The sequence below is a fragment of the Lysinibacillus sp. F12 genome (assembly GCF_057773605.1).
Window position 1 is genome coordinate 1,244,383 of record NZ_JBYMLP010000001.1, and the last position, 13,036, is coordinate 1,257,418.

Consider the following 13,036-nt stretch of genomic DNA (forward strand, 5'->3'; position numbering starts at 1 on the left):
CAATACATTTCTCCTACTTGCTATTTCCATTTTTATCATTAACTTTTAGATGTACCAACAGGCCGATAACTGTCATTACAATTAACGTCGATAGTGCGACACGGCTTGCTAGTGTACCATAATCCTTCATCCACAATGTAACTGTTCCATATACGGCTGGCCCAATAATGGAGGATACTTTCCCTGAGAAAGCAAACAAGCCGAAGAACTGTCCACGTTTCTCATTGGGTGACAATTCAATAATATAGGTCCTAGACGTTACCCACATAGAGCCAAGTGATATACCAAAAAGGCTACCTGCAAGCCAAAACATCCATTGTGCTGTGGCAAATACAGCAAACACTAAAGCGACAATCATAATTAGAGCTACCATAGTAATGGCGCGCTTAGCTCCTACTGATTTCGTTATATAGCCAAATGCCAAAGAACCTATAATCGTTGATACAGTAGAGACTAGATAAAGAATGATAAATTGACCTGAACTAAACCCAACAATGGCTGTCGCATAAACTGCCATCATTGCAATCGTAGTCGCAATAGCATCATTCAAAAAGAAATAAGCAATCATAAAAGTAAAGATAGCCTTATATTGCTTCATATCCTTGAAGGTTTGAATAATTTCCTTATAGCCATCTAAAAATTTTAAAGACTTCCTCTGTGCTTTTGGTATTGGTGTATCTTTATTAATCAAAAATAAGGGCAGCGAAAATAATAAATACAAAATTGCTGTTGGAATAAATGCACGATGAAAATCACTGCTGCCAACATACAAATAAACGAGAAGTCCAACAAGTGTACCCAAATACCCTATTGCAACGCCATAGCCCGATATGAGCGGCATTTCTTCTTTCGTTCCTAAATCTCCCATCATGGAATCATAGAATACTAGACTGGAATTAAAGAAAAACTTTGCAATAACAAAACTTGCCACGACTAAAAATAAACTAAGGGGGACGCCTGAGTAATGAGTGGTAGTCTGTAGGTTCGCAAAGATCCCCATCATAAACGTAAAAAGAATGGAAATAGACGCAAACCAGACAATAAATCTCTTTTTATAGCCAGTGTTATCAATCCATACTCCGAACAGCGGAGAGAATACTACAAGTAATAAACTAGCAATGGCATTCGCGTACGAAATAAATGTACTAGCTACTTGTTGCATAACTTCATTTGTCCCTAATACCTCATCCATATAGAACGGGAAAAAAATCGTATTAATATTTGAAGAAAAAATTGTATTAGCAAAATCATAGAAGGCCCATGACAGTATTGGTAATGATAAGTAAATTGCTAACTGACTTCGATGCTGAACATCTATTGCTGAACTCTTTTTCATAAAACCCTCCCTTACATTCTCTATAATAATCCATTAATTTTTTTCCGTAATAAAAAATTTCTTTTTTTAAAGAAAATTAATATTATTTACAATATAACAGTAAATTCCCTAAAACATAACTGCTAATAGATCGAAAAACAAAGCCCTTTCTCAATTTTTTTCTAGTAAAAAAAAAGATATTCAAGCCCCCTCGCCTGAATATCTTTTTTATTATTTTTCAGTTATTGCTACCCATTCAGAAGACCATTGTTCAATTGCTTTTAACACCGGAGCAAGTGCATATCCCTTTTCCGTCAGTTCATACTCAATGACGACTGGGGTAGAAGGAATGACCGTGCGTAATACAATTTCCTCGGTCTCTAGCTCCTTTAATCGCTCAGTTAATACGCGGCTGCTTATGTTTAACTGATTTTTAATGACTGAATATCGCTGTGGACCATCTAATAATTGAAATATAAGTAAAGTATTCCAGCGATGATTTAATATTTTTAGCGCCTTTTCAAATCGAGGACAAATTTTTTTTTGATCCACGTTACAAGCCTCCATTGTTAGTAGTTCATATACAACAGTATAACACTTATTTCGACATTCAGTTCTTAAAATACATTTAGTTACTTGACAAAAGTCGTTTTTAAAAATACACTAGGTTACGAAATGTAAGTTGAAGAAAAGGAGATACAATAATATGCAAAACATTGGTTCAACTATTTTACGTGTCGTTCTTGGCATTATTTTTGCAGTACACGGCTTTCAAAAATTCCAAGGAGGTATTAGCTATACGGCAGACTTTTTTGACAGTATAGGTATACCAGGATTTATGGCGTATATCGTTGCGATTATTGAATTAGTGGGAGGTATTGCCCTTATATTAGGTTTAGCAACGAGAATTTTTGGTGCCCTACTAACAATCACTATGATTGTAGCCATTTTCACAGCTAAGCTTAGCATTGGCTTTATTGGGGCTGATGGTTTAGCCGGTTACGAATTAGATTTAGCCTTAGGTGCTATTGCTCTATACTTTACTCTAGCTGGTGCTTCTAGCCTTTCACTAGACGCCCAACTTTTTGGGAAAGAGTAATGAAAAAACCTGAAGTCTCCTCAAAATGAAGAGATTTCAGGTTTCCTATTTTAATCCAACCAAATATAACTATCTATAATGCTGAAGAAGAGCTTGTGTCCCATTATCACCAAAGCCATCTTCCATCAATTTTTCATACATTTCATAGGCTAATGCCAATCCTGGTAAAGTGATTCCCATTTTCTTGGACTCATCCAAAGCAATTTTCATATCCTTCACGAAATGTTTGATATAAAAACCTGGTGCAAAGTCTTCTTTAATCATCCGTGGTGCTAAATTACTTAGAGACCAAGAGCCTGCTGCACCTGATGCAATTGACTGCAATACGGTCGGTAAATCCAGCCCTGCCTTAAGACCATAAGCCAGTGATTCGCATACCCCAATCATACCTGAAGCTATGGCAATTTGATTGCACATCTTTGCATGCTGACCAGCCCCTGCCTCACCCTGATAAACAATATTTTCCCCAAAATGCTTCATCAACGGTAAAACTTTATCGTAGGTTGTTAAATCGCCACCAATCATAATGGACAATGTACCATTTTGCGCACCGATATCACCACCTGAAACAGGTGCATCTAAAGATTCTACACTAATAGATTGAGCATGCTCATAAATTTTCTTAGCTAAAGAAGGCTCTGAAGTTGTCATATCAATAACAATGTTGCCAGGTTCAACTGTTTTGAAAAGCCCATTATCTCCAAAATAAACCTCTTCCACATCTGATGGGTAACCAACCATTGTAAATGCAATATCTTTATTTTTAAATGCTTCTGCTGGCGAACTAGCCCAAGATGCCCCTAAAGCTACTAGTGGCTCTGCTTTTTCTTTAGTTCGAGTATACACCGTCACCTCATGGTCATTCCTCAATAAGTGTTTAATAATACTTGTCCCCATAACGCCAGTCCCGATAAATGCAATACGTTGCTTTTTCATATGTACATACTCCTTTGTCATAAAGTTAGGATTCCTTCACCTAAGTGACTTGATGTTTTCAGTTTAGGCGAATAAATAAAATAATTCAAACTCTTCCTATAACTTGTACTAAAAAAAGGATGGCCTGCATATATACCGAATAAGCAAAAAAAAGAGAGCAAGTGATTGGGGGATCACTGCTCTAAAGGGGGAAATGAGAATGTTGCTGTGTTCATAGTAAGTTATTCCCCAATGAAATGCATTTTAAACATCTATTTTTATAATGTTATTACTCTGAATACTGGAACAATCTTTTTATTCGTCTTGGTCTTTTTCTTCATCGAATGCTGTCTGTCTATAATAGGTATTCATTAACTGGTCTAATCTGCGACTCAGTTGAATGGTTTTTGCATTTTGTAACCCGTTTTCAACACCAGAGCGAATCATCAACTCACGAGTTTGTTCCATTTGTTTCAAGAGTAGATTGACCATTCATACAACCCTCCACACACAAATAATCATACCATTATTATACATTTATATTTCATTTCTTACAGCATTAACTTACGACAATGTTCGACAAATTAACTCCTTGGTATTTCGTTATAAGTATAGATAATTCGTCCATTTTGCTTGGCCTCACCCCTAAAATGTTTAAATAAAGGATGTCTTACAAGTATTTCCCGAAATTCGTAAAAATCTTCCTTTTGAATTTCGATACTTCCTATTTCCCCATTTTGTAATTGTTTAAGCATATTTTCGTATTTTTCCATTAGTTTTATTCCTTTCTTTTCATCTTTTGTGTACTAAATTATGAATTATTTAAAAAAAGCTTTACGTTTACCATTTTTTCGTGCAAACTGTATATTATTAGTCGATGAAGGAGCTGACTGTCTGTGAAAATAGCTGAAGTTGGAAATATTATCGAGTTTAAAAATGGTCTCCAAGGTATTGTCGAAAAGGTAAATGAAAATTCGGTGATTGTTAACTTAACATATATGGAGAATTTTGATTCCCTTGAAATTGAAGAGAAAACGGTCGTCAATCATAAACGTTATAAAATTTTATATACGAATGAAGCTTAATAGTCTGAATAGTCCCTATTTGTCTTTATAGATGATATGGGGCTTTTTTTTTGATAAAATTAAAGCATGGAGGTCGTATATGCTAACAAATTCAAAACAAACAATACTATTACTCCTTTCTCTATTATTCGTTTATGGCATGCTTGCCTTTACCTTTGCTAACCAAGCAGTATTTTGGTACATGTATGCATTTACTTTACTAGTATGTATTGCCATTGCCATACTAGCCGGTTCTATTGAAGATCAATTACCGACATGGCAATTTTTACTCTTTGGAATTGGATACGGTACCATCACTTATGGTATTATTCGCTTCGGTTATTGGCTTGCTCCCTATATTAATAATAATTTAGTACAATCTGTTCATAAATTTTTAACAAATTATGGACCACAAAATATTTGGCACTATGCATTACTTGTTTTTATTGTTGCCATCGGCGAAGAATTGTTTTGGCGTGGTTACATTCAGCAACAATTAAAACGCTTTATGCGCCCATCTTTGGCTGTCCTAGTTACGGCAGTTTTATGTGCCATTTCCATAGCCCTAAGCGGCTTTATTCTAGGCGTGGTTGCTGCACTTGTGACAAGTATTATTTGGGGCTTCTTGTATGAATGGCGGAAAAGTATGCCACTTGTTATTGTAGCTCATGTTGTTTTTGTACTATTATTATTTTTAGTGTTACCTTTAACATCATAACATTATTATTTGGAAACATTTTAGCTTTACTAACGTTTAATTTAGAAAAGGAGGGTTTTTTATGCAAAAAAAATTAGTTTCAATTCTTGCATTATTATTAACAGCAGTACTAGTTGTAGGTTGTAATACCTCTGAAAAAACAGGGGATTCAGATGCTCAACAAAATGAGCCGTCAAATACTGCTGCCGATCAAAAACCATCTGGTGATGAAACAGCAGGTGAAGCACAAGAGGAAGAGGATACAGATACACCTGCTTCAAATGAAACAAATACAGAGGATGTTTCCAAACAGCCACAACAAGATGTGACTTACAAACAAAATGGTGTAGATAAAACAGAAAAGGCAACTGAATCTAAAAGCGTTGATCAAAGCTATAAACTACAACAACTTTCAGGATTCACATTGACACAAGAAGAGCCTGGTAAAGATATGTTAGTATCTAATGAAGATGATGAAGTGTTTATGCGTATTGAAACAATTGAGGCATCTCAATCAAGCTTTACTGAAGTAAAAACAGCAATGCAAGATTATATGAATGCTGTAGGTGAAACAGTCGCTTTAACTACTGATGAATTAGCTGTATTCAAGGGTGTTCAAAATATTGAAGGTTATGTTGTAGACTTTGACACAGAGAAAGTAATTGGGGTTGTTTTTGAAAAAGATGGTCTCATTACAAAATTAACTATTCACGATAATGATAAGCAAGATTTAACAGATGCTATGATGAACATGGCAGCAACTATTTCTAAAAAATAATAATTCATACTAAGGAAGGACGATAGACAACTTGTCTCTATCGTCCTTTTATGTATGTATAAGCTCTTTGTGATATCTTACTTCTTCCACATGATAAAAAAGTTGTCTCAAATGAATGAGACAACGTTTTAATAAGATAAATCTTTAATAGAAAGGCCCATTTTCTTTAATAATGTAATAGCTTGCTCTTTTTCTTCTGAAGATAATACACTCATTATTTCATGCAAATGCTGCTCGTGTTTTGGGAATAGTTCTCCCATAAATGCTTCGCCCTCATCCGTGATTTCTGCATATGTCACACGGCGATCTGAAGGACAAGACACACGCAATAAGTAGCCTCTTTTTTCAAGCTTATCAATGACATACGTAATAGACCCACTGGCAAGTAAAATTTTATTGCCAATTTGCTGTAATGGCTGTCTTCCTTTATGATAAAGAAGCTCAAGTACAGCAAATTCAGTTGGGTTTAAACCATTATCCTGAAATAATTGATGTGTTGTCTCATTAATAGCCTTAAGTGCACGTGACAATACAATATATAATTTTAAAGATTGTTTTAAGTCTTCTGACGTCATATTCTTTTCCTCTCACTTCGCTCTTTATACTTGACATTATAGCGATATTAGAAAAGCATTGTCAAAAGCATTATCTGATTTAGAAGGTTATATTGTTGTTATTCAACCATTTTTCTCTCTTTATGTGACTAAATAGGCAGAATCTTTTGTGGACACTTCGAGTGTATCCACTTGATTAAATGTATAGATTGGGAACTGCAGATGGAAGCATGTCCCCTTCTGTAATTCACTATTAACACCTATAATTCCATCGTGCTCTTCTATAACTTTTTTCACGAAAGCAAGGCCCAGTCCTGTCCCTGATGATTTTGTCGTGTAAAAAGGCTGGAATAGGTTTTGAAGGGTTGTGCTATCCATTCCAACGCCTTCATCTTTAATTGTAAGTTCAACAATCGCGCAGTCATTTGTAGTCATTTCTACAGTAATCGTACCACCATTGTTCATGGATTCCATCGCATTTTTGATAAGATTCATTAACACTTGCTTTAATCGATTTTCATTTCCGCCGATATAAACTTGATTTGGATTTGAAATGTACTGAATCATAATATTTTTCATGAGTGCATCTGGTAACATGAACTCAATGACTTGTTTCACGATATGATCTAGTTCCAGCAACTCCACTTTCATAGTTGATGGCTTGGACAAAACTAAAAGTTCTGATAAAATTTGCTCCATTCGTTGAAGCTCACTATCAATGACAGAGAGATACATGCGTGATTCATCATCCGCATTTATCTTTAATAAATCAGTAAACCCCTTTAAAGAAGTTAATGGGTTACGAATTTCATGCGCAATACTCGCTGCCATTTGTCCAACAACATTTAAAGCATGTTGATGTTCAACTTTATGTTGAAGTTGCTTCTTCTCTGTTTCATCATTAATAACTGTGACAATAATATTATTGTATTCATCAAAGATACTGGATATTTCATAATAGCAAGTTCTACTTACTTGGGTTTCATCGACAACGTGAAGACTTGCATGTTTTTCACCCATTAATTTAGAAAGATAGGATGTAATCTGCCCTTTTTTCAATGTAAATAAATCAAATATATGCTGATGAGCTTTATGGAGTAACTGCGAGCTTTCTACTTTTAGAAACATTTCTGCATACTTATTAAGCCCAAGAATAATACCGCTAGCATCACTCACAATAACAGCATAAGGTAAGTAATCATATGCATTAAAGGATTGAGATCTTTCATGCTCTTGACTAACGTATAATTTATGGGCAACATCATCATTTAATGTTGAAATTTGCGCAACAATTTCTTCGGCATTTGGGTCATAGAAACATTTAAAAGATAACATTTCGTACTCATTCCCAACTGTGCGAATGTTGAAAATTTCTTCTGATCGTAAATCCTTTTGTAATTGTTGGACGAATTTCGCCCATTTAAATTTAGACGGCTCGTCCATAGCCAAATTACCAATAAACGTTAAATTAAGATTAAAAAGTTGGATAGCAGCCTCATTGACGTTCAAAATTTTCCCTGCTTTATTGAGTATAAGTGTTGGTGACGAAGTACTTTTCATAAGATTTCCAAAACATTGATTAATATCATTTTGCTTCAACTTTCTCACCGAACCTTTCAAAAGAGTAAGAAACCTCTAAATCGAATTTTGAGCCTTTACTATACATTATGACAGTACGATTCTATTATTACAAAATTTAGTAAATTTAAGTATTTTAAATTATTTCACGAACTGTTCACAAAATAAATAGGTAAAAAGAATTATATTGTACGTCAAATACTTGACTGATACAATTAGAAATTGAAAGGAAGATTATTGTATGAATACTATTTTAACTACTTTAAATGCAAAGTATATACACACAAACTTAGCGTTACGCTATTTAAAAGGTGCCGCTGCGCCCGAATTCAATCCAATTATAGCAGAATATACAATTAAAGACCCTGCTTTTAATATTGTATCAGATTTGTTCCAAAAGAAACCTGATATTATTGGATTTAGTTGTTATATTTGGAATATTGAAGAAACAATTCATGTCATTAAAATGTTAAAAACAGTCTGTCCAAATGTTAAAATTTTGCTTGGAGGCCCTGAAGTTTCTTACGATTCTCACCATTGGCTACGTCGTATACCTGAAGTAGATTTCATCGTGATGGGTGAAGGAGAAATTTCATTTAAACAATTGTTACGTTATTTACACGGAGAAATATTATTGGAGGAAGTTCCTGGGATTTGCTATTTGGAGGACGGGAAAGTCAAAATTCACGCTCAGCCACCTAAGATAGATTTGCGTGAATTAGCAAGTCCGTTTCGCTTTGAAGAGGACCTTCCTCATCTTGGGAAACGCATACAGTACATTGAAACAAGTAGAGGCTGTCCGTTTAGCTGCCAATTCTGTTTATCTTCAATAGAAGTTGGTGTTCGTTACTTTAACCGTGAAAAAATAAAAGAAGATATTCGTTTCTTAATGGATAATGGCGCTAGAACTATAAAATTTGTGGATCGAACGTTTAATATAAGCCGAAGTTACGCTATGGAAATGTTCCAGTTTTTAATTGATGAACATAAACCCGGTGTTGTATTCCAGTTTGAGATTACTGCCGATATTATGCGTCCTGAAGTTATCCAATTTTTAAATGACAATGCACCGAGAGGTCTATTCCGTTTCGAAATCGGTGTTCAATCCACAAACGATTTAACAAATACACTTGTACAACGTCGTCAAAACTTTGAAAAACTAAAACGAACCGTGACAATGGTTAAAGAAGGCGGAAAAATCGATCAACATTTAGATTTAATAGCAGGTTTACCAGAAGAGGATTACGCAAGCTTCCGTCAAACATTCAATGATGTTTTTGCCATGCGACCAGAAGAACTTCAACTTGGTTTTTTAAAACTTTTACGTGGTACAGGCCTTCGAGTGGAGGCTGAAAAGTTTGGTTATACGTACGTTGACCTAGCTCCTTATGAAATCTTTTCTAATAATGTCCTCACATTTGATGATATTGTTCGCATTAAACATGCAGAGGATGTTCTAGAGAAATATTGGAATGATCATCGTATGGACCATACAATCGAATATTTAGTGACAGAGGTCTTCGATACACCTTTTGACTTTTTCCAAAGCTTTGGTACGTATTGGGAAACTAAAGGATGGTCCCGTATTGGCCATCAATTAGAAGATTTATTCCGTCGTTTACTAATGTTCTTAGAAACTGTGGATGGTGCAAATTTAAACATTATTCAGAGCTTAATGCAACTAGATTATCTAACGGCTCAGCAATTCCAACCACGTAAATTATGGTGGAAGGAACGTCCAACAGAAGAGCAACAAAAATTAATCTATCAGACATTACGTGAAAATCCAGCTATCGCAGGTGAGGAATTTGCAGACTTTAAACTCACTGAGAAAGAGCTATTTAAGCATACTTTGGTCATCCCGCATTCTCTCAATTATGATGATTTCCTGAATGGCAAAATTGTACAAAAAGATGGCTATCTCTTAACCTATTTCCGTCATGGTCAAGCTCCTTACTTTGCAACAATCCACACTCTTTAATAAGAAACGCTAGACTGATTTAACGATCAGGACTAGCTTTTTTTATTTGTCTTAAACAATTCTTAAAGATACACTCAAAAGGAAATGTAGAGCTTCTATCGCTTTTCTGCATCCTTAATCTAGTAGTCAAGTATTCACAGCGAATCTAAAAATGATTAGGGCAAATTTCTTAAAGGTAGACGATTTATAGGTTGAAAATATACCCAATTAAAATTTCCATACTCGGGAAATTAATTTTTAAATTTTCCAAAAATTTTGTGACAGTTTACTCATTTAGACATTTTGGTAACGAATGGAGCCCTTATATTCTACGCCAAAAATCTGGTCGTCTTAGAATATCAGCCAATAATTTCACATTTATTAGTATGGTGTTTTTATGTATTTTTTATTTTATTGGAACTACCTAGTCCTTTTCAATAGTTAATTTTCGATTTTAAAAAAAGTATATGATTTATTAATAGATGGTTTTTTAGTGTATAGACATCTGTAATGACAATATTCGACAATTTTATTTCTTTCTTCTATATATAATAGAAGAAAGTCCTTTACCCTTCTATGCTATTACCAGCTACCGATAAGAGGATGGATTCGAATGACAGCTTTAAATATGAATACACAATCATGCAGCTATGAAGCTCCCTAACATGAACACTAATACTTAATGACTTTGACAAAAAAGGGCAATATCAACATTCCCCCTCAACAGTTTCTTATATATCAACGTTCTGAAGGTGTTATCCTTTAAAACCTCTAATTCATTTAACAGATTTAGTGTAGTTGGCGTATTATAGTGTCATTACATTTGTCTTGACGTATTTCGACAGGAAGTCATTAACTTCACTGACAACACCTACTAGTATTAATAAAATTTTATTGTATGGCCTTCATGTATTGGAAAGGTGGAAATTAAAATGTATATTTGAACAAATAAAAGAACATCAAATACCTGTAGGATGATATTAAAAAAAAGGAATTCCAACTAGTTGCTGAGCAATTTACTGATGATGAAATCATAGAAGGGTCCGCAGTCTTCCCGCCCCCGCCTGCAACATCATCAATTCCAATTGACGAATTAATAAAAATTAAATGAACTTATGGTTGCCAGTATTTTAATAAAAGAAGATTTGATACGAAGAAGAAACAACTTTTAGGTATCTAGGTTTAAAGCTGCTCTGGCCTTAATACGTATATTAATTGATTATAGGACTTGAAGGATTTAAAGCAACTAATTGATACAAAAGAAAAGTACTTACAAAGTGAATAAACAGAAAAGACCAGATACGAACATTTTATGATCGCCTGGTTGACTATTTTAATGATTTAAAAGCACTGATGAGTACTCTTTACTTTAAACTTCAATGGCTCAAAAACATCAGTTGATGACTTTGCTTCTACTTCCACATACCAGCGCCTTCGCCCCTTCTAGGTACTTTGCATATTCTAATTGATTTTTGATAATGACCTTATGGGGGCAAAAAGGGGGCAATCCCACGATTACCCCTCAACAAATCCTTATATATCAATGTTCTGAAAGTGTTATCCGATTATTACGCGTTCCTTTGGATAATGGAATTTCGATTTCTTACCTCGTCCACCACCCCCAAGTGTATAAAGGAAGGATATTAAGCCGACTCGACCAATGAACATTAAAATAATAATAATAATTTTACCAATGACTGATAAATCAGAAGTTATTCCTAATGACATACCACAAGTACCGAACGCAGAGGTGATTTCAAAAATAATTTGAATAAGGGAGGCATGTGGCTCTGTAATAAGCAAAATAATCGTTGCAATTAAAACCATGAAAAAGGCTAATAAGATGACAACGAAGGAGCGGAAAACATCAATTAAATGAATTTCTCGCCCAAACACTTGAATATCCTCTCTCCCTCTTGCAAATGTAATTAAAAATAATATGGCTATGGCAAAAGTAGTTGTTCGAATTCCTCCCCCCACTGAACTTGGAGAAGAACCTATGAACATGAGAAAGCTCATAAAAATATCTGTCGCCTCACTAAATGTCGTCACATCATAAGTTGTAAGCCCAGCAGATCTTGTAGATACAGAATGGAACATTGCTGAAAAAAGCGCCTCATGCCAGGACATTTCCTTGAAAGAATGGAAGGATTCGAGAAGTAAAATGACCAGAGCACCTACAACAAATAGAATGGCATAAGTAGACGTAGTGATTTTTGTAAACAAGCTAAATCGAAAATTCGCATGTCGCTTGAGTAAGAAAGTCTTTAGTTCAATTAATACTGGGAAACCGATTGCCCCTAACACAATAAGTATCATTGTCACCAACTGAACAAAATAATCATCATGGAATGGCAATAAGCTCATTCCCGTAATATCAAATCCTCCATTGGTCGTAGCAGAAATTGAAGCAAAGATTCCATGTAAAAATGCTTCTTCTAACGTATCAAAATAATTGGTAAAATGGAGCGTTAAGATAACCGTACCTGCTACCTCGATACCAATTAGTATTTTTAAAATTTCACGTATTAATTTCACAACACCAGACAAATTGTACTGATTATGGTCAATCATAATTAACTGACGCTCGCGCATCCCTATTTTTTTCCCAACTAATAGCCACACAAAGGTACCCAGTGACATAATACCAATTGCGCCTAACTGTAAAATAACAAGAATCATCACAAGTCCAAATTTCGTATACGTTTCGGAAATATTAATGGTTGTTAAACCAGTTACACTTACTGCACTTACCGCCGTAAATAGACTATCTAAAAAGGAAACCTTTACTCCTTCTTGATGAACCCCTGGAAGCCGTAATAACAGGAAGGAAATCGCTATCGCTATGAAATAATAAGATACAAGTACCTGAAATGGTGTGACAAGTCTATTGGAAGTTTTTTTCCAAGGCACTTTAACAACCCCTCTACATATGATGCCCAACTAGATAGATTATAGTATAGAAAAAATACAAGAAAAAAGAAAGAGGAATAGTGATTACTATACTTTTCGACTCGATAAAAGAATAAATATAATTGGATGATTCGAAATACTTTTTTCATTTTGGAGGTGAAGT

13 protein-coding genes are annotated in these 13,036 nt (G+C 34.7%); 5 read left to right on the forward strand and 8 right to left on the reverse strand.

The genetic code is table 11. The features are described 5' to 3' along the window. Positions 1-13: 13 nt before the first annotated feature. Positions 14-1,336: an MFS transporter gene (locus AC3CH7_RS06250; RefSeq protein ID WP_200990950.1), complete on the reverse strand. Its 1,323-nt coding sequence runs from the start codon at positions 1,334-1,336 to the stop codon at positions 14-16. 210 nt (positions 1,337-1,546) lie between these two features. Then, positions 1,547-1,867, reverse strand: coding sequence for a winged helix-turn-helix transcriptional regulator (locus tag AC3CH7_RS06255; protein ID WP_012293032.1), 321 nt, complete (start codon positions 1,865-1,867; stop codon positions 1,547-1,549). A gap of 154 nt (positions 1,868-2,021) precedes the next feature. Here AC3CH7_RS06255 and AC3CH7_RS06260 point away from each other — a divergent pair, with 154 nt between their 5' ends. Beyond that, positions 2,022-2,414, forward strand: coding sequence for a DoxX family protein (locus AC3CH7_RS06260; RefSeq protein ID WP_012293031.1), 393 nt, complete (start codon positions 2,022-2,024; stop codon positions 2,412-2,414). Between the two features lie 69 nt (positions 2,415-2,483). Here AC3CH7_RS06260 and AC3CH7_RS06265 read toward each other — a convergent pair whose 3' ends face one another. The 3 genes from AC3CH7_RS06265 to AC3CH7_RS06275 all read right to left on the reverse strand — a co-directional run bounded on the left by AC3CH7_RS06265 (position 2,484) and on the right by AC3CH7_RS06275 (position 4,102). After that, positions 2,484-3,350 carry an NAD(P)-dependent oxidoreductase gene (locus AC3CH7_RS06265; RefSeq protein WP_488381622.1) on the reverse strand — a complete coding sequence of 289 codons (867 nt, stop codon included), beginning with the start codon at positions 3,348-3,350 and terminating at the stop codon, positions 2,484-2,486. Positions 3,351-3,644: 294 nt separating this feature from the next. Next, positions 3,645-3,821 carry an aspartyl-phosphate phosphatase Spo0E family protein gene (locus AC3CH7_RS06270; protein ID WP_008174142.1) on the reverse strand — a complete coding sequence of 59 codons (177 nt, stop codon included), beginning with the start codon at positions 3,819-3,821 and terminating at the stop codon, positions 3,645-3,647. A 92-nt stretch (positions 3,822-3,913) separates the two neighbouring features. Beyond that, the gene (locus AC3CH7_RS06275; protein ID WP_012293028.1) at positions 3,914-4,102 is read right to left on the reverse strand and encodes a hypothetical protein; all 189 of its coding nucleotides are present in this window, start codon (positions 4,100-4,102) and stop codon (positions 3,914-3,916) included. 123 nt (positions 4,103-4,225) lie between these two features. On the opposite strand from AC3CH7_RS06275, the gene AC3CH7_RS06280 reads away from it, so the two are divergent. The 3 genes from AC3CH7_RS06280 to AC3CH7_RS06290 all read left to right on the forward strand — a co-directional run bounded on the left by AC3CH7_RS06280 (position 4,226) and on the right by AC3CH7_RS06290 (position 5,868). Next, on the forward strand, positions 4,226-4,414 hold the full coding sequence (locus AC3CH7_RS06280) for a YkvS family protein (RefSeq protein ID WP_004224583.1): 189 nt from the start codon (positions 4,226-4,228) through the stop codon (positions 4,412-4,414). Between the two features lie 79 nt (positions 4,415-4,493). Further along, positions 4,494-5,111: a CPBP family intramembrane glutamic endopeptidase gene (locus AC3CH7_RS06285; protein ID WP_012293027.1), complete on the forward strand. Its 618-nt coding sequence runs from the start codon at positions 4,494-4,496 to the stop codon at positions 5,109-5,111. 61 nt (positions 5,112-5,172) lie between these two features. Next, on the forward strand, positions 5,173-5,868 hold the full coding sequence (locus tag AC3CH7_RS06290) for a hypothetical protein (RefSeq protein ID WP_488381623.1): 696 nt from the start codon (positions 5,173-5,175) through the stop codon (positions 5,866-5,868). A gap of 128 nt (positions 5,869-5,996) precedes the next feature. Here AC3CH7_RS06290 and AC3CH7_RS06295 read toward each other — a convergent pair whose 3' ends face one another. Both AC3CH7_RS06295 and AC3CH7_RS06300 read right to left on the reverse strand, forming a co-directional pair. Next, the gene (locus tag AC3CH7_RS06295) at positions 5,997-6,443 is read right to left on the reverse strand and encodes a MarR family winged helix-turn-helix transcriptional regulator (protein WP_008174146.1); all 447 of its coding nucleotides are present in this window, start codon (positions 6,441-6,443) and stop codon (positions 5,997-5,999) included. A gap of 120 nt (positions 6,444-6,563) precedes the next feature. Next, positions 6,564-7,931, reverse strand: coding sequence for an ATP-binding protein (locus AC3CH7_RS06300; RefSeq protein ID WP_230584346.1), 1,368 nt, complete (start codon positions 7,929-7,931; stop codon positions 6,564-6,566). A gap of 310 nt (positions 7,932-8,241) precedes the next feature. On the opposite strand from AC3CH7_RS06300, the gene AC3CH7_RS06305 reads away from it, so the two are divergent. After that, positions 8,242-9,981 (forward strand): B12-binding domain-containing radical SAM protein, encoded by a 1,740-nt coding sequence (locus AC3CH7_RS06305; protein WP_012293022.1) that lies wholly within the window; start codon positions 8,242-8,244, stop codon positions 9,979-9,981. Between the two features lie 1,536 nt (positions 9,982-11,517). Here AC3CH7_RS06305 and AC3CH7_RS06310 read toward each other — a convergent pair. Then, complete coding sequence (locus tag AC3CH7_RS06310) at positions 11,518-12,873, reverse strand: TrkH family potassium uptake protein (RefSeq protein ID WP_036214846.1); 1,356 nt, start codon at positions 12,871-12,873, stop codon at positions 11,518-11,520. Positions 12,874-13,036: the final 163 nt, after the last annotated feature.

Coding starts and splice junctions, on each gene's coding strand:
- AC3CH7_RS06250 (WP_200990950.1), bottom strand. CDS start 1,336: ATGAAAAAGAGTTCAGCAATAGATGTTCAGCATCGAAGTCAGTTAGCA.
- AC3CH7_RS06260 (WP_012293031.1), top strand. CDS start 2,022: ATGCAAAACATTGGTTCAACTATTTTACGTGTCGTTCTTGGCATTATT.
- AC3CH7_RS06265 (WP_488381622.1), bottom strand. CDS start 3,350: ATGAAAAAGCAACGTATTGCATTTATCGGGACTGGCGTTATGGGGACA.
- AC3CH7_RS06270 (WP_008174142.1), bottom strand. CDS start 3,821: ATGGTCAATCTACTCTTGAAACAAATGGAACAAACTCGTGAGTTGATG.
- AC3CH7_RS06275 (WP_012293028.1), bottom strand. CDS start 4,102: ATGGAAAAATACGAAAATATGCTTAAACAATTACAAAATGGGGAAATA.
- AC3CH7_RS06285 (WP_012293027.1), top strand. CDS start 4,494: ATGCTAACAAATTCAAAACAAACAATACTATTACTCCTTTCTCTATTA.
- AC3CH7_RS06290 (WP_488381623.1), top strand. CDS start 5,173: ATGCAAAAAAAATTAGTTTCAATTCTTGCATTATTATTAACAGCAGTA.
- AC3CH7_RS06295 (WP_008174146.1), bottom strand. CDS start 6,443: ATGACGTCAGAAGACTTAAAACAATCTTTAAAATTATATATTGTATTG.
- AC3CH7_RS06305 (WP_012293022.1), top strand. CDS start 8,242: ATGAATACTATTTTAACTACTTTAAATGCAAAGTATATACACACAAAC.